Raw genomic sequence first — 17,566 nt, forward strand, 5'->3', positions numbered from 1 at the left:
CAAAGCGCATACGCGTCAACTTAATTAATAATAATTATTCGAAAAAATATTGTAATTACTTGTATTACAATATAATATAAAATTTTTATATATTTGCAAGGTCCTAAAAAATAGGAGCTCTTGGAATTTACCATAAAACTGCTAAATTATGTGTTCCGCAAGCTCCAAGTCAAAGAAACATAAAAATTGTGAAACTCCTTCCAAAATTTTTAAAAAGATACCATTTTTAAAATTGGCAAAGGCGACTGGCTTTTATTGTCGAAAAAGTAAAAAGTTGAATCCTAAATACCTGGTTATTGGATTTATCCAAATGATTGCTCAAGGAAATATCAGCTTTTCAAATTGGGCTTACCATATAAATTTGCTTAGTGGGAGTTTGGTATCAAAACAAGCATTGCATAAAAAAGTAAACCAAGCATTTGTAGAATACTGTTTAAGAGTACTTCATCAGCTAATGATTAATATTATTTCAAAAGCGAAACAAGACAGTAAAATTATAAAAGGAACACTTTCGAAATTTAGAAATGTATATATACAGGATAGTACAACATTCAAATTACCAGCAAGCTTGAGCTGGTGTTATCCAGGCACAATAGTTAAAGGGGCATTAACATCTCAGTTAAAAATTCAGACAATTTACGAACTAAAAAATAACTTATTTAAATACTTTAAAATAACATCATTTAGAGTCAATGACCAATCATGTACAAATGACATACTTTCTATTGCAAAACACAATGATCTTGTAATAAGAGACATGGGATATTTTAATCTATTATGTTTCAAAAAGTTAATAAATAAAGGTGTTTCCATTATAAGTAAAGTAAAATATGGAGTTGTTATGCTTGATGAAAAAACAGGCAAGCGGATTGATATTTTTAAACTAATGAAGGGAAAATCCAAAATTGAAAAATGGATATTCCTTGGAAAAGATGATAAAGTTAGAGTGCGATTATTAATAAATAGAGTACATCCCATTATAGCTAGTGAAAGAAAACGAAAAGCCAGCAAGGATCGAAATAATAAAATAAATCATAGTGATGATTACTATAAATATTTAAACTTTTCAATTTTAATCACAAATACAGAAAGTAACGATATTTCAATTGACCAAGCTTTCATTCTATATTCATTAAGATGGAGAATAGAAACTATATTTAAAAGCTGGAAGAGTTACAATAATTTGCAGAAAGTAATACCAACATATAATAAGTTATCAAAGGATAGAGTAGATTCAATTATAGTACTTTCTTTAATAAATATCGTAATACAACATAGAATGTACCAAGTGGCAATATTGTATAATAATAATCTTGGAAATGTGAACCAAATTAGTCTATTTAAATTTATAGACTATTTCAAAAAAGAAATCATTGATCTGCTTTCCAATCCAATAATAAACATCAAAAAATTAGTGGAAAATTGCAAATATGAAAAACGAAATGACCGTATAAACTATTTTAATAAACTGGCCCTCTAAGTTGACGCGTATGCGCCAAAGCGGGACCAGCTGTGCAAACTTGGAGCTTTGTGCTCCTATCAAACTTTTGTGCAAATTGATAGACCCGCCTTTAACGGGATAAATTCCTAGTTCCAAATTCCTCCTAATCACACAGCCCTCCAATTCCTTAGCGTCAAGCAGAGACCGACCATCTAAAAATAGCTGACAAGCGCAATGATCAGACAATTTTTATTGATCTTCCATGTTTTTTTGACACTGATCACAAAGACCAATGCTCAGTTTTATTATGGTGACCATTGGTACAACAATCCACTTGGATTTGAGCCATTGAAATTGCACACTTCCATGGGTTTCATAGTCCCTTCGGTTGCAGTGGGCACTTGTTTGCTTTTGACAAAAAAGGACTCAACATTAAAGCGCAGACTTTCAATTTACAACGAAACAGGACTTTCCTGGGCTTATAAATATCCGCTGACCTTTATGCCATCAAACAACACGGGTGTTAATTATCAACTAAGAAAGTTTATGTCCATTGGAATTGAATTTGACCTATTGTTTCCAAGAGACGACTTCAATAAAACGACAGGTTTCGCAATCAGACCCTTTGCAAGATTTTATCTCATGAATCATCAAAAATGGAGATTGTACTTTGAATCAGGCGGAGGTTTCATATATACATTCACTGAATTTCCAAAACCAACAGATCAAGACAAGAGACTTGGACTGCAATTAAACGGTATCACAAAATATGGAATGGGTTCTGACATAAGTATCAATATAAATACTTCAATCATGTTTGGTGTCAGACACTTGCATATTTCAAACGGAAATGCCAAAGGTGCAGAACGAAATCCTTCACACGACAGCAATGGATTTTTTATCGGGCTGACGCACAAACTTAATTAACAATGCCTGATTCTACCATCAGATGAAAGCAAGGTCCTTCTGGGTACTTCAATTTTGACAAAATTAAGCTGTTATCGGATCCATTGGTATTTGTATCTTTGCTACAGGTCAAGGTGAAATAGTCCTCAGCTTCAATCTCAAACCGTTACCGGTCATTTGAAAAGACGGCCACTCAATCACGACAGACGACTGTTTTGATCTAAAAATATGGCAAAAACAAAGACAACTTACACAGGACAAGACGTAGTGGATTTTGTGAACTCCTACGTTGACAGCGAACAGAAGAAATCGGACAGTTTTCAACTGATTGAGTTAATGAGAGAATGGTCTGACTCTGAACCCAAAATGTGGGGCTCGTCGATTATCGGGTTTGGTACCTATCATTACAAGTATGCAAGCGGACACGAAGGAGACGCGCCAGTTCTTGGCTTTTCACCGAGAAAGGCAGCACTTACGTTTTATGTTTATAGCAATACCGAAAGGAGTAATGCCGTTTTAGCGGATCTCGGAAAATTTAAAATGAGCAAAGCTTGTATTTATGTGAAAAAACTTTCTGACATAAATTTATCCGCATTAAAAGAACTTTGCTTGGAATCAATTAAATACATAAGTGAGCATCACGAATGTTCCTGCAGGGTAAAATAATCAAAGAATTAATTGCCATCCAATGAAAAAATATACCATTTTAAAGTTAGTTGGACTGTCCATACTGACGATGATATGCCTGGTTGCCATTTCATTCCTTGAAGTGGCGGTGTATTCATATCTCATAAACCCCGGACAAGAACAAGCTGTCTATGAAGCGCACGCTAACATTTCTGCGCCCTATATTTCAGGAATATTCGGGTTTATCCTGTTCTTTCTTGTGACGCGATATTGGAAGAAAAAAGAATACCCGAATGTGTTCAGATTGGTAATTCTGTATCCACTCATTTATGTTCTGTTGGACCTTATCCTAATAACGGCAGCAGGTGTAAATTGGTCTGATTTTATTTTAATATTTGCTCTTGCCAATGCAGCAAAATTTCTGGGAAGTTATTTGGGATATAAATTAACCAAATGACGACCGATATACTCCATAACAGAAAACAACGAACCTCAGACAGTGGTTTTGCAGAAGAGCGGGTTTCGTGCTTTGTTGATCATGATACTTTTTATCATCTTTGTGCAGCTGGACAGTCCCGCCTTTAGCCGGATAAATTACCTGCACCGAAACCAGTGAATTCAATACCTGAAGTACTTGAAAAGCCCTCAAAGGATTGCAATAAAATAGGTCTTTCCGGATGATTTAATATCGGAATCGAATGGCTACCTGGGTGGTGTTTCATATTTTTTCCTATCAACCAATGCAAGATGCATTATCCTGTCATGCACTTGAAGAAGTATCTTTAATTTATGATACCAAGATTTTTTCAATAGAGCCAATGTGCTTTGAGCCCAGCTATCTAAAGAGGGTTTATAAGATTAAGCTTAATAACAAGACTTAAGGTCAGTCAAGCATATTGGAATTCTATACCAATCTTCCTACTTCTTTAAATATATATCTGGCCTAGTTTCTTGACTTCCCAAAAATCCGAGCTGTTGAGAAAAATTTTTCCCTGTCTATATGGAATCTTCAATGGCTTTAGTACCTTAGCCCTGATTTATTGCAAACAGATGCATTGTAAGCCTCCAACACTTGCCAGGAATATATTAATAGATGCATGCCATTGCCGGACGGGCAACAATATGTCTCTGGCTGTTCAACTTGTAAAGTTCATCGATGTTTCTGAACGTTCCAATGAATTAACTTACCCAGACTTTGTTGGCATATTTTTATACCCCTCCACTCCAACTTATTACCATGAAATTTGATAAGTATTTTCCGAAAGACAAATTGAAGGACTATATAAAATACTATGTGGTGTCGGAGAACGAATTGGAAAACGAATACAAAGTTTTTCCGTCTTCCGGACTTGTGATTGGGTTTCAGTATAAGGGACAGCTCTCCACAATAAGAAATAAGGCAGAGACTAAGCTGACAACGGCAGGTGTAACTGGTATTTCTGATGCTTATAAGATCTTTAAAAATTCAGCGGATATCGGAACTGTTTTGGTTTTCTTTACTGAAACCGGTTTTACACATTTTGCATCACATCCTGCCAATGAACTCTTTAATCTGAGCATATCCTTAGATAACATCTTTGAAAAAAGCAAAGTGAACGAAGTAGAGGAAAAATTGGCAATTGCTTCCACTGACAAACAACGAATAAAAGTAGTTGAGCAGTTTCTGCTTACTCAACTTAAAGACCTTAAAACAGATCAATTGATCGTGGAGGCGGTGAAACTCATTTATCATTCCAAAGGAACCATCCGCATAAAAGAGCTCAACGAAAAACTATTGATCAGTCAAAGCCCTTTTGAAAAGCGATTTAGAAAAGTGGTAGGAACAACCGCGAAGAAATTTTCTTCTATCGTTCGTTTCAATTCAGTCCTTGACAACATAGGCAAAACAAAAACCCTAACGGAAATTTGTTACGAAAACAATTTCTTTGACCAAGCTCACTTCATCAAAGACTTCAAACAATTCACGGGAGAAACACCCGAAAATTTCAAACGCTTCTTGTAGAAAAACGATTTTTTACAATGACAGGGATTTTAGCCATTGCATCTTTGCACCGTAATTATAATGCATTTGCAATGAAAAAATCAATTCTTAAAGCAACCATCCTTATGACCAGCATAGGCATAATGGACGCATGTAATTCAACAAATCGTTTCACAATTAAAAGCAAAGAAAAAATGTTTACAGTAGAGCAAATCAAAGAAAAAATGATGCCAGTGAAAACAGGGGCTGACTTTCCTGTTTTGGTGATGAACCTCAAAAATCTTGGAGTAACTTATTTTGAAACCAAAATCGAAGATGGTAGCAGTATTTTTCACGGAGAAAATGGATACGAATTATTGATAAGCGCAAACTATGATCCAATGGCAATTTCCGACAAACTAGATTTGGAAGCGCTTAAAATGGACATTGCTAATCATCAGCAAGGAAAGTCCGACTATTTTGTAATAAGCCGTAAGTGTGCCCACAACGGCATTGAAAAATGGGTGGTTTGTTTAAGTTCGATGACTTGCACGTATATGAACAAATCAGGAAAAAAAGTTTGGGTAGAAAATATTCCGGATGCCTCAGTTCAAAAGCCAAGCTTTACGGTAGAACAGATCAAAGCAGCTCACAGCAAGGTAAAATCAGGTGCAGATTTCCCTGCTTACATCAAAGAAATAAAGGCATTGGGTGTCACTCATTACGAAGCCTATGTAAATGATGGCCATATCGACTATCACGGTGCCAATGACCACACCGCAGAAGTTCCGGCAAAGTACGCCCCCTTGGTAATCGCAGACACTGCAAAAGTGAAAGAATTTAAGGCAGAGTTAATTGCACACCAACAAGGCAAAACAGACTTCTTAACATTCATTAAAATGTGTTCAACAACAGGCATAGAAAAGTGGGCCATTTGTATGGACAGAATGACTTGTACTTACTATGACAAGGCAGGAAATATAGTACTGGTAGAGGAGATACCGCAGTAAGAGCTGAACATCACAACAGCGTTTTTGTCTGAAGCCGGGCAATTTATTTCGATGGAAAATCAATAGCGGTATTTTACCTTTTTAACAAACTCCAAAATATAATAGCGGTTTCTGCCTGGCTGTAAATTCTTCACGAATGAGCCACTGGTATTCGACCGGAGAACTGAGCGAATGTCAAGCAAGAAGGAATCGTCCTACAAATGACAGAGCCATATATTTGAATTATTCTGAACATTCCAAGGTCAATATTACGATAAGGATAAACAAAATCACACTTATTGGTATTAAACCTTAAACCGATTTCAATCATGGAGAAAACAAAGAAAACTCTGCTTTTATTCGCATCAATTGTATTTTACTCAATCTCTCTGCCGGCACAGAACAATGTATCCATTTTTTCCAATGGGATCAAATTGTCCGGAACCATAGAGCACCCGAAACACAAAACAGAAAAAGCAATATTGATCCTATCAGGATCCGGAAAGACGGATCGAGACGGCAATACAAAACCCTTGTACATCAATAATGCCCTGAAAAAGCTTGCTCTAGAATTGGCGGATCTTGGATACGCGAGTTTGAGATACGACAAAAGAGGTGTTGGCGAAAGTTTATCCGATTCCTTCTCCTATGAGACCCTGCGTTTTGAAGACTATGTGCTGGATGCTTCTAATTGGATTACTTATTTAAAAAAAGAGTACTCTCATATCACTGTATTGGGTCATAGCCAGGGTGCATTGGTAGGTATGCTGGCAATTCAAAACAACCCTGTTCAAAAATTTATCTCGCTAGCCGGTATTTCAGAGGATCTCTATACGACGCTAAAAAGACAATTATCCAACCAACCAGGTTTTGTCCAAGAGGCTGCATTTCCAATTCTCGATCGTTTAAAGATCGGGGTAAAAGTGGATAGTGTTCCTCCCTATCTGCAAAGTTTGATGGGGCCGTCTGTTCAGAATTACTTTATGACATGTTTAAAATATGACCCAAGAGAGGAAATTAAAAAGCTGGACATCCCCATTTTAATCATCCAAGGCAGCAACGACATACAAATAACGGTGGAAGGTGCAACAGAGATGAGCAAACAATCAGAATTTACCAGTTTAAGTATAATTGATGGCATGAACCATGTACTCAGAAAATGCTCCACCCTTGCGACTGAAAATATGGCAACCTATAACAATCCTGAACTTCCTCTTCACCATGAGCTGATTGAAAAAATAGTGTTATTTTTGAACAACAATAAATAAATTGCTCTTGCACAATAGGCTTAAAAAATGCTGCTCCATATTCATCTAATGGATCTGAAATAAACATGACGAGCATGACTTTAATTATATACAATCCATATTTGAACCAAACTTTAAAACGATGGCCGACATTTTCCACAATTTTCCTGTAAACGCACCGCTTGACAGGGTGTTTGGATTGGTTTCCACGCCTGAAGGATTGGACAAATGGTGGGCAAAGGCTAGCTCTGGAAAAACGGCTCCCGGAGAAATTTTTAAGCTTCATTTTGAGCCTGCATACCATTGGACTGCCATTGTTTCTAAATATCTCCCTTTTGAAGAATTTGAGTTGACCATGCAAATCTCAGATCCTGAATGGGAAGGAAGCAAAGTGGGATTCCGGCTTTTTAGTAATAACAATTTAACGGAGGTTCAATTTTATCATACAGGATGGAAAGAACTCAATGAACATTACAAAATTTCTAATTACTGTTGGGCCATGTATTTGAGAATCTTAAAAAGAAATCTTGAGTTTGATGAATTTGTTCCATACATGGATAGATTATTTGTTTGAATCAAATAATTTTGGATCAGTAGCAACATTCCTTGAACGACGAATTCCAGTATGCAGGATACGATGTTCTTCTTTTTTATTGGTGCGGTAAAAGAAAATTGATTGCTACATCCAGGAAAAATATCCGGGCCAAAGAACAGTTACCGGAAGGTATTAAAAATAACCATCTAAAATTAAATGGAAGGTATACTTTAGCGACTTATGAAAATCAATCGCCATGAAATGGATTACAGAACAAACGCTTGAAACAAACCGGGTAAAACTAATTCCCCTTCATCAAAATCACAAAGATGATTTGTTAGAAGCTGAATCGGACGGAAATTTATCAAAATTGTGGTACACTTCCGTTCCAAATTCTTCAAATATTGATCTTTATATTAGAAAAGCCTTGGAGGATTATCATCTGGACAAAGGCCTGGCATTTGTGGTGGTCGATAAAATTTCAAATAAAACAGTGGGTTGCACCCGATACACCAATGCCACTCCCGAACACCGAAGATTGGAAATAGGATATACCTGGTATTCTAAAACCTATCAAAGAACTCATGTAAACTCTGAGTGCAAGTTGTTATTGCTTACACATGCATTTGAAGTGCTGAAAGCCATTGCAGTAGAATTCAGGACAAATTGGTATAACTTTCCATCCAGAAATGCCATTTTAAGACTCGGAGCTAAGCAGGACGGAGTGCTGAGAAATCACCAAATATTGCCTGATGAATCATTCAGAGACACCGTGGTATTTTCCATTACTGCGGACGAATGGAGAGCTTGCAAGAACGCCCTGAATGATAGAATAGAACAGATACATCAAAACATGAATTCGAAAAATATTAAATCCTAAAAATGACCGATCCGATTTGACAGCCAATTCAGCGATTTGAAGTTCCGTCCCCTTTTACAAATTGGCTTTTGATTCCGCTTCATTTTTTATCATTTCTGACAAGTTTCTTAACCTGCGTTTATCTCCCAGTAATCGTTAAAAAGATTTATCTTAGTGGCTTAAAAGGCCCATTATGTTGAGATGGAATTTTGTCATTTACTCTGTACTCTTGTTTTTTAATGTCCCTGCTGCTCAAACGGACTTTTGCAAAAATCTGAACCAACCGGGTTTGATTTTTTGTGATGACTTTGAATCAATGCAAGCGATTGCAGACAGATACTTTGAAGTCAATAACAACAATGGTGATTTTGTTCCGATGTCAGGGGTGGGCAGAGATGCTTCCAATGGTATGAGGGTGCTTTGGCAAAAAGGAGAAGTGGGCGCCGGAGGTCTTTCAAAATCTTTTGGCAGAACTCCGCATGCCTACATTGGAAGAAATGCATCCATGCCCGACAGTACTTTTAAGGAAATTTATTGGAGAATGGATGTAAGACATCAATCCAATTGGCAAGGAGGCGGACCGGCTAAATTGACCCGCGCATTGACCTTGGCCAATGCCAATTGGGCCACCGGTGCAATGGCACACATCTGGTCTGGTGGACCAGAGGATGCGTTTTTGGGAATGGATCCGGCCAGTGGCATTAATACCCAGGGGAGATTGGTAAGCACTCGTTACAACGATTTTCCAAATCTGCGCTGGTTGGGTTTTAAACACGGAAACATTCCCATGTTCTCAGATGAAAGAGTATCCCAATGGCATTGTGTCGAAGCGCATATTAAACTCAATACACCAAACAACTCGGATGGAATCCTTGAGTTTTGGATCAATGATACGCTGCAGGCCGGCACTTACAACATCAACTGGCATGGCAACTGGAACATGGATCCAAACAATTATGGTATAAATGCTGTATTTTTTGAAAACTATTGGAATGCCGGTTCTCCGGTACAGCAAGAGAGGTATTTTGACAATCTGGTGATTGCCACAAATCGCATCGGTTGCAGGTCCACCATCAATCAGAATTCAAACATTCCAGAGACTGGCTGCCGGATTTGGCAGAGCAATACACGACTGCACTGGAATCTGGAAGAAAGCACATCGACCAGATTGCGGCTTTTTTCCACTTTGGGGCAATTGGTCCTGGAAAAACTAATCTCAGACGAAGGATCCTTTCTAGTGGAGGATGAGCTAACGCCGGGAATTTATTGGTACCAAATCAATTCAGTAAGCTGTGGATTTCTATCTGGAATCTTAATTTATTAGCGATTTTCAACTGATTTTATTTAATGTTTTATTAAAGTAGGTCCTTATGGCAGCCCATGGAAGGAAGTGACGAGGGCATTTCTTAGTTTTGCAACTTTATCTTCATTGCGCAAATCATGCAACGGATTTTTTTAATTTTTTTCATTCTGCTCTTACCAGCATGGATTTTGGCAACTACAGAGCCCGTCAAGTCCATCACCGCAATGAGGATTTATACTCCCCTTAAGATGGATGGACGGTTGGATGAATTTGTCTGGAACCTGGCGCCTGCTGCGGATAATTTCATTCAAACCGAACCTGTGCCAGGGATCAAAGCCACCCATGATACCAGGGTGAAGTTTTTGTACGATGATCAGGCCATTTATATCGGAGCGCATCTCTATGATCCGGATCCACAAAAAATACTGAAAGAATTGTGTATAAGAGATCAGGTCAGCAATTCAGATCTCTTTAAAGTGTTTATTGACGCCTATCAAAGTGGTCTCAATGGATTTATTTTTGCCGTCAATGCTGCCGGCGTACAATACGAGTCCATCGTGTCCAATCACGTAGAAGACCTCAACTGGAATGCAGTTTGGGACAGTGAGGTACTGATCGTAGAAGATGGTTGGGTCGTTGAAATGAGAATCCCATTTTCCTCTCTCAGATTTCCAAATCAAAACATCCAGCAGTGGAACGTTCAGTTTGCAAGGGAAATCAGAAGATGGAGAGAAACTTCCTATTGGAGTAAAATAGATCCCTTGGTCAACGGTTGGGTCCAGCAGAGTGGAAGGGTGGATTCGTTGATGGATCTCGCAGCACCCGTAAGATTGTCTCTGATGCCCTTTGTGACCGGATATCTGAATCAGGGATTTGATCCCGCCAAGCCCAATAATTTTTCTCCTTCATTTAGCGCAGGTGCGGATTTAAAATATGGCATCAATCAGGCTTTTACTTTGGACATGGCGCTGGTACCCGATTTTGGTCAGGTCATTTCAGATCGACAGGTGCTCAATCTATCTCCATTCGAAGTTTTTTTTGAAGAGAACAGGCAGTTTTTTACCGAAGGAACCGAACTCTTCAACAGAGATGGTCTGTTTTATTCGAGGAGAGTAGGAGGAAGACCACAGGGATATTTTGACGCCAATGCCCGCGCTTTAGAATTGAAAGGACAACTCTTGTCCAATCCGGAGACCAGTCAGTTGTACAATGCGACCAAACTAAGTGGCAGAACTTCAGCCGGGACAGGACTTGGATTTTTTAATGCGGTGGTGGGAAGCACTCATGCCGTGATACGCGATTCGTCCGGAGCGGAATCTTCGTTTCTGACGAGTCCATTGTCCAATTACAATGTGTTTGTGGCCGATCAGAATCTATTTAACAACTCTTATGTCAGATTCCTCAATACCAATGTGACCAGAAATGGTCATTTTACAGACGCCAATGTAACAGCGCTGACAGGTGAAATAAAAACCAAGGACCAAAGATATTCCATCCTGGGAAAAGCGGTAATGAGTCAAAGATACACTGGCAAAGAAAATGACAAAGGATATAGTAGCCAGCTAAGATTGGGAAAATTCGGAGGAAAATGGACCTGGAATGTACACCAGCTGATCGAAACAGATCGGTTTAATCCAAATGATCTAGCCTTCCTCGCAGCCGCCAACGAACACACTTACAATCTCAATGGAGCTTATGCAGAGTACAAGCCAAAAAAACAGAACATTCAATTTTATAATTTTAAAGCAAATGTTTTGTATTTGAGGCATTTTAAACCGGATGTGTTTGCAGATTTTGCCATTAATTTAACGCATTTCTTATTGTGGAAAAGCAGGGACGCCTATGGTATTAATGTTCGACTTGAACCCATCCCCACAAGAGATTTTTTCGAACCCAGAACAAAGGACTTTAGCCTTTACTTGCATTGGCCTGTCAATTACACCTTTGGCGCAAATTTTTCTTCAGATTACAGAAAACCCCTTGCCTTAGATGTGTTTGTCAGTTATCGATATTTTGATGCTCCGGGAAGAAATTTTTACACCCTGGATTGGAAACCAAGATTTCGTTTCAATGACCGGATTTCTCTGTTTTGGAACTTGCTTTTAAAGCGAAATTTACTGGAACAAGGATATTTGTCACCCATACCGGATGGCCGGCCCATAGATCCTCGCAATACATACATTGGCGATCGCAATCGCTGGATCATCGATCAGTCTGTCTCCGGAAGGTATATTTTCAATCACAAAATGGGAATCACCTTTAGAATTAGACACTATTGGGATCAGGTCCAATATCAATCCATTGGAATACTTCGTCCAAACGGGATCTTAGAAAAAACAGATTTATACAACGCTGAAGACAGAATTTCTTTGAATGACAACAATTACAATGCTTTTACGGTGGATCTTCAGTTCAACTACCGATTTGCTCCTGGAAGCGATCTGATATTTGTCTGGAAAAATCAAATATTGTCCAATATGCCGGACACCAGGCAAAACTATCTGAGAAATTTGTCAGAGACCCTGGATTCTCCCCAAACCAATAGTATTTCTTTAAGGGTGCTTTATTTTATAGATTACCTTGAGCTTGAAAAAAAATTGAAATCAAAAAATACAAAACTGATTTAATTAGATTGCCCAACTTTCCATCCTTTTTTACAGCTTGATTTATCGCTCTACTCTCACCAGACTTTTAGCAACACAATTCTTTTTCGCAATACACAAGCATTTTCCACGCCAGCCAAGGGTTTACTGGTGGACGGACGGTTGGTAAGAAATTCCACGCTTAAAATTCTCTCATAAATTGATTCCACTGATCGTCGGTGACCATGGGTTGGTATTTCAGCAATTCAAATTTCCGGATCAGTTGCAAATGCTCCGGAAGAAGAACCTTGGAATTCTGAAGTTGGATTTTAATCGCATTCAATCCCCGGAGGTTTCTGACTTCAGGATAATTGGATTGTAATAATTGAATTAAATACAATTCAGCTTTTTCCTGTGGATTGGCATTGTCTGTTCGATTGGGTTTATTAAAATCTTTTTCTCCTTTGATCCACTTTGATTTAATCTTTGGTGAGGCCCATAAAATTCCCATCAAAATCCAGGGAAACAAAACCAAAGGCCAAAACATTGGATTTTTGATTAACTCAGTTTCAGATTTGCTCAAAGAAAAATCGGTCAAAAGAGGAGGGCTATCCGGTTCACCCGTTTGGATCAGCGACCCTTGTGAAACATTCAGGCGAATGGTATCTCTTTTGGTCACATATTGTCCGGTGGATGGGTCCAGATAAACAAACTCAGGGTACAATTGGAAAAAACCGGGTTGTTTGGGAGTCAGGAGGTAGGTGGATTTTACCTGCTGGACAATCAAAGAATCGTCTGCAATCCGAACTGGCTGCGTAGCTTTTCCCTCCGCTATTTGAAATAAACTGTCCGGAATATTTAATCGATGTTTGATGGATGCAAAATGACCTGTGCCTGTAATGGTCATGTGAAACTGAATGGCATCGCTCATGGTAAAATCTCTGGCTGGTTGTTCCAACTGACTGGTGAAAAAACCCGTTGCTCCATTAAAGCCATCCGGCATGGGTTTGGGAAAGTCTTTCACATCAATGATGCAATCATTGGTTTGCACCACTTCTGCTCTCTGACTAAACATTGAGTGTAAGCCAAAACCCCAACTGTCTTCGTCCCCTAAAATTACCCTGAAGGCGGAAGGTTCAATTTTAATTTTACCCGGTTTCATTGGATAAAGAGCCTGAATGCCCAATACCTTCGTGAAGTATTCAACTCCATTTTCAATCACCCTATGGGGTTGACCGTCTCCTGTTGCGATGTGCTCTCTGTAGAATGCCTCCAATTTGGGGGAGGATACCACATCGATGTTGGTTACGTTTACCCTGGTGTATATCCTGTATTTCAATAGTAATTGTTGACCTACATAAGCCTGCCTGCTGGATATTTCAGCCCTGATAAAGAAATCTCTAAATTGACCGGCCTTGCTTTGTTGGGCAACAATTTCAATTTCCATTGGATCGGTCCGTTTCATTTTGGATCCCACTAAAATGGTGGCAGGCCCTATCCGGTACTTTCCGGGTTTTGTACCGGCTAAAATATACACATAACCCACTGAAAAACTGGTGCGACCGTTGATCACGCTGGTTTGCATGGATCTGCTGGGCCCGGACACAATCTGCAAGCCTCCAAAATCCGGTGGTGCAAATTGTTTGCCTTCTTCATTCTCCAACCTGAACTCTACCCTAAAGCTGCTGCCTGACAAAGCCTGTTTGGTTTCCGAAATTGCACGAAAATTACTTTGTGAAATAGCTTCAGAAAAGATTGCGGTATAAAAACAAACTTGAAATAAAAAGAATCGCATCAAATCCTATATGTTTTTTTCTTGCCGGCCGAATTGTTTTTCGGTTTGATGATTACACCGGGATCCGCATTTTTTAGATCTGAATTTGGATTCTGGATCAGCCGATCAGGATTTGGCATTACCACAAGGTTTATTTCAGGGGTGGTAAATATTTGTTGGCCTGATTGAACAGTGGCTTCTCCAATGATATAGTTTCCTTCTGCTTCCGGCATCAGAAAATACACATAACTGGAGGTCTGTTTTACTTCTCCATTGATAAAAGAATACGAAGAAGCATGGTTGGGTCCTGCTATCAACTTCATTCCAGGAAAATCGGGGGGAGTAAACTTACCCTGAATATTCTCCAAGGTGTATTTCAATTCCACATAATTACCCAGAAGCAAGCTGTCATGACTCAATTCTACTTTAAAGACCGGATCCTGTGCTTTCAGGCAGATCGTGAGAAAAGTAAACGAGAGCAAAAACATATTTTTCATCATAGCTTCATTTTTTCATCTAACACGCAAAATAAATACCTGCTTTACAGATCATTGCTAATTTTTTCTTAAAAAAAACTCCTCCGTTTGAATGGTCCGGAATATTTGAGGGTTTATTACCCAATTTTATTTAGTTTCGCCCTTACTTTCAATCAATTATTTCAAACAACTAAACAAAATAACCATGTACGAAATTTTACTCAATCTGCACTCCTGGCTAAGATGGTTTGTTCTTGGTCTTGCCATCATTGTGATTTACCAGAACTACAATGGCTGGAAATCCGGGAAAGTTTATACGGCCCAAGATGGCAAATTAAATACTTATCTTATGATCTTGCTCCACAGTCAGTTGCTGATTGGATTGCTCCTGTATTGGGGAGTTTCTCCGATCATGCAGGATATTTTGAAGGACTTCGGTGGATCTATGAAAGAGAGCAGCCTGAGGTTTTGGTCTGTTGAACATATTTTTGGAATGGTATTGGCCATCATCATTGCTCAGATAGGAGCCTCTAAAGCCAAAAAACAAAGCAGCGACGCCCAAAAATTCAGAATCGGATTTGTGTATTTCAGCATCGCCTTGTTTTTAATCCTGTTGATGATTCCCTGGGGATTTTGGAATGAGTCAAGACCTTATTTTAGAATGTAAACCACTGCTTTTATGAGAATGAACAAAGTACTCCTCTTCAGTTGTTTGTTGCTATTCACCGATGGTTTTACAAACTGGAGCTCCAGCTTGTATGGTCAAAGAATTTTGGAAGTTGGCCAAGGTAGAGCATACCCTGATCCTGCCCAAGCCGCAAGAAATGCCTTACCCGGTGACACCATTTTAATCTATCCCGGAAACTATCGGGGTTCTTTTTTTATTGAAAATTTAAAAGGAACTCCCAATGCATGGATCACCCTCAAAGGCATCGATCGGAATACAGTAGTGTTCTCGGGAGGTTCACAATCCATGCACTTTACAGATGCCCAATATGTCTCGATCCAGGACATGACCATTACCGGCCAAACCGGCAATGGAATGAACATCGATGATGGAGGAAGCTATCAAACTCCTACTAAGAAACTGATCCTACAAAACATCGTCTTCAGAGACATGGCTGCCACAGGCAACAACGATATGCTCAAACTTTCCGGTCTGGATTCCTTTCAAATCATCAACTGTTCTTTTACAAATGGAGCAACCGGAGGATCCGGAATCGACATGGTGGGCTGCCACGCTGGTGAAATCAGAGAATGCCAGTTTACCAACCAGGGTTCCAATTCGATCCAGGCCAAGGGCGCCACTTCAGAAATCCACATCAGCAGGAATTATTTCAGGAATGGAGGTCAGCGTAGCATCAATTTGGGGGGAAGCACGGGAGCAGCCTTTTTCAGACCCTTAAACGCAAATTATGAAGCCAGAAATCTGCTGGTGAGTGCCAATATTTTTGAAGGTTCGGTTACCCCTATTGCTTATGTAGGATGCAGAAATGTGACCGTCATCAATAACACCATCATTAGACCTGAGAGATGGATCATGAGGATTTTGCAGGAAAGCCCGGATACCAGTTTTTATCAAAGTTGCGCTTACAATTTTTTTATCAACAATCTGGTGGTGGTCAACAGCAGCCTTTCCACAGATGTCAACATCGGACCCAATACCTTACCTGGAAGCTTTGTGTACGCCAACAATCTCTGGTATCACGAGACCAACGCCAACTACAGGCCGACTTTGCCCGTGACAGAAACCAACGGGATTACAAGAATGAATCCAGCATTTGTACCTTTTAATGGCGTCAATTATGGAATCCAACAAAATTCACCGGCGTATAGAAAAGGTCTGCCCACCGCAAGCAATTTGAGCGATTATTTTGGAAGGACTTTCCCGAGTCCTCCGTCTATAGGGGCTCTGGAGTTTATTGCTCCAAGTTTTACAGTGGAAGAAACCGAGACTCATCAGATCAAAATTTTTCCAAATCCTGCCTCAGATCTAATTAAGATTGACAGTGAATTTGAAATTTTATCGATCGGGGTTTATGATTCAGAAGGCAGACTACATTTCTTCGCAGGAGCCAAACCAGATTCCATTAAACATTCACTTTCTATTCAGACTTTGAAACAAGGCATCTATTTTTTACACTTGAATACTACAAAAGGTCAATTTATAAAACGATTTGTAAAGTTATAAGAGATTTACATATTATTTTTTAGTGGACTTCATATATATGCCTTGGTCAAAATTTATTATTGATTTCATTCTAAATAATGGGATATTTTATTAATTTTGTTATAATTTTCTGTTAGATTTGAATCTATAATCAGCAAGGTTCAAATTATAATTGTCAATATATTCCATATTTTATGTACACCTATAAGATTCATTTACACAAAGAAGATGAAGGCGGTTATACCGTAACAGTTCCCGTTCTCCCAGGCTGCATTACTTATGGCGAAGACCTCGACGAAGCCTTAGCTATGGCTAAAGAAGCCATTGCACTTTACATTGAAGAGTTGGATGAAAGGGGTGAAAAAATTCCAGATGACAGCGATACGCTGGAATACTCCATAAGTCTTCATCATGCATGAACCTTAGCCCAAAGCAACTTATTAAAATCTTAGAGTCCAGCGGGTATATCTTTAAGCGCACTAATGGATCTCACCATCTCTTTTTTAATCCTAATAACAATAAAACCGTAATAGTGCCTATTCATTCAAATAGAGATCTTAAAAAAGGTACTTTTATGGCTATATTAAAACAAGCTGGAATAGACAAAAATGAGATAAATAGTTAAATCCTACTCAAACCTGACTTTAATATTGAATTAAATAATAATTTAGATTTCCGGTATCCCATTTCATCTTTT

The 17,566-nt window shown here is 38.8% G+C and carries 18 protein-coding genes; 15 read left to right on the forward strand and 3 right to left on the reverse strand.

From position 1 onward, the window contains the following. Positions 1-148: 148 nt before the first annotated feature. The 4 genes from IPM48_07490 to IPM48_07505 all read left to right on the forward strand — a co-directional run bounded on the left by IPM48_07490 (position 149) and on the right by IPM48_07505 (position 3,431). Positions 149-1,480, forward strand: coding sequence for an IS4 family transposase (locus tag IPM48_07490; GenBank protein MBK9271424.1), 1,332 nt, complete (start codon positions 149-151; stop codon positions 1,478-1,480). Positions 1,481-1,675: 195 nt separating this feature from the next. Next, positions 1,676-2,368, forward strand: coding sequence for an acyloxyacyl hydrolase (locus IPM48_07495; GenBank protein ID MBK9271425.1), 693 nt, complete (start codon positions 1,676-1,678; stop codon positions 2,366-2,368). Between the two features lie 207 nt (positions 2,369-2,575). Beyond that, positions 2,576-3,013, forward strand: coding sequence for a DUF1801 domain-containing protein (locus IPM48_07500; GenBank protein MBK9271426.1), 438 nt, complete (start codon positions 2,576-2,578; stop codon positions 3,011-3,013). A 22-nt stretch (positions 3,014-3,035) separates the two neighbouring features. Beyond that, positions 3,036-3,431: a hypothetical protein gene (locus IPM48_07505; GenBank protein ID MBK9271427.1), complete on the forward strand. Its 396-nt coding sequence runs from the start codon at positions 3,036-3,038 to the stop codon at positions 3,429-3,431. Positions 3,432-3,555: 124 nt separating this feature from the next. On the opposite strand, the gene IPM48_07510 is transcribed toward IPM48_07505, so the two are convergent. Further along, positions 3,556-3,696 carry a hypothetical protein gene (locus tag IPM48_07510; protein MBK9271428.1) on the reverse strand — a complete coding sequence of 47 codons (141 nt, stop codon included), beginning with the start codon at positions 3,694-3,696 and terminating at the stop codon, positions 3,556-3,558. Between the two features lie 515 nt (positions 3,697-4,211). Here IPM48_07510 and IPM48_07515 point away from each other — a divergent pair. The 7 genes from IPM48_07515 to IPM48_07545 all read left to right on the forward strand — a co-directional run bounded on the left by IPM48_07515 (position 4,212) and on the right by IPM48_07545 (position 12,494). Continuing rightward, positions 4,212-4,976: an AraC family transcriptional regulator gene (locus IPM48_07515; GenBank protein ID MBK9271429.1), complete on the forward strand. Its 765-nt coding sequence runs from the start codon at positions 4,212-4,214 to the stop codon at positions 4,974-4,976. Positions 4,977-5,047: 71 nt separating this feature from the next. Further along, positions 5,048-5,944 (forward strand): DUF1398 family protein, encoded by an 897-nt coding sequence (locus tag IPM48_07520; protein ID MBK9271430.1) that lies wholly within the window; start codon positions 5,048-5,050, stop codon positions 5,942-5,944. Between the two features lie 308 nt (positions 5,945-6,252). After that, complete coding sequence (locus tag IPM48_07525; protein ID MBK9271431.1) at positions 6,253-7,191, forward strand: alpha/beta hydrolase; 939 nt, start codon at positions 6,253-6,255, stop codon at positions 7,189-7,191. Positions 7,192-7,312: 121 nt separating this feature from the next. Next, a complete protein-coding gene (locus IPM48_07530; GenBank protein MBK9271432.1) occupies positions 7,313-7,744 on the forward strand; it encodes an SRPBCC domain-containing protein in 432 nt (143 codons plus the stop codon). Positions 7,745-7,961: 217 nt separating this feature from the next. Next, positions 7,962-8,585 (forward strand): GNAT family N-acetyltransferase, encoded by a 624-nt coding sequence (locus tag IPM48_07535; GenBank protein ID MBK9271433.1) that lies wholly within the window; start codon positions 7,962-7,964, stop codon positions 8,583-8,585. A gap of 172 nt (positions 8,586-8,757) precedes the next feature. Next, positions 8,758-9,888 carry a T9SS type A sorting domain-containing protein gene (locus IPM48_07540; protein ID MBK9271434.1) on the forward strand — a complete coding sequence of 377 codons (1,131 nt, stop codon included), beginning with the start codon at positions 8,758-8,760 and terminating at the stop codon, positions 9,886-9,888. A 167-nt stretch (positions 9,889-10,055) separates the two neighbouring features. Then, on the forward strand, positions 10,056-12,494 hold the full coding sequence (locus IPM48_07545; GenBank protein MBK9271435.1) for a carbohydrate binding family 9 domain-containing protein: 2,439 nt from the start codon (positions 10,056-10,058) through the stop codon (positions 12,492-12,494). 157 nt (positions 12,495-12,651) lie between these two features. On the opposite strand, the gene IPM48_07550 is transcribed toward IPM48_07545, so the two are convergent. Both IPM48_07550 and IPM48_07555 read right to left on the reverse strand, forming a co-directional pair. Continuing rightward, positions 12,652-14,244, reverse strand: coding sequence for a protein BatD (locus IPM48_07550; protein ID MBK9271436.1), 1,593 nt, complete (start codon positions 14,242-14,244; stop codon positions 12,652-12,654). Further along, positions 14,244-14,720, reverse strand: a complete 477-nt coding sequence (locus IPM48_07555) for a BatD family protein (protein MBK9271437.1) — start codon at positions 14,718-14,720, stop codon at positions 14,244-14,246. Before IPM48_07555 ends, IPM48_07550 begins: the two co-directional genes overlap by 1 nt. 184 nt (positions 14,721-14,904) lie before the next feature. Between IPM48_07555 and IPM48_07560 the strand changes: the two genes are divergently transcribed. The 4 genes from IPM48_07560 (at position 14,905) to IPM48_07575 (ending at position 17,494) form a co-directional block, all read left to right on the forward strand. Beyond that, on the forward strand, positions 14,905-15,366 hold the full coding sequence (locus tag IPM48_07560; GenBank protein ID MBK9271438.1) for a hypothetical protein: 462 nt from the start codon (positions 14,905-14,907) through the stop codon (positions 15,364-15,366). Positions 15,367-15,384: 18 nt separating this feature from the next. Continuing rightward, complete coding sequence (locus IPM48_07565; protein MBK9271439.1) at positions 15,385-16,890, forward strand: T9SS type A sorting domain-containing protein; 1,506 nt, start codon at positions 15,385-15,387, stop codon at positions 16,888-16,890. 173 nt (positions 16,891-17,063) lie between these two features. Next, positions 17,064-17,288, forward strand: a complete 225-nt coding sequence (locus tag IPM48_07570; GenBank protein ID MBK9271440.1) for a type II toxin-antitoxin system HicB family antitoxin — start codon at positions 17,064-17,066, stop codon at positions 17,286-17,288. Continuing rightward, on the forward strand, positions 17,285-17,494 hold the full coding sequence (locus tag IPM48_07575; protein MBK9271441.1) for a type II toxin-antitoxin system HicA family toxin: 210 nt from the start codon (positions 17,285-17,287) through the stop codon (positions 17,492-17,494). The genes IPM48_07570 and IPM48_07575 overlap by 4 nt, the downstream gene beginning before the upstream one ends. The last annotated feature ends 72 nt before the right edge of the window (positions 17,495-17,566 follow it).

It is taken from the genome of Saprospiraceae bacterium, from assembly GCA_016715965.1.
GTDB lineage: Bacteria > Bacteroidota > Bacteroidia > Chitinophagales > Saprospiraceae > Vicinibacter.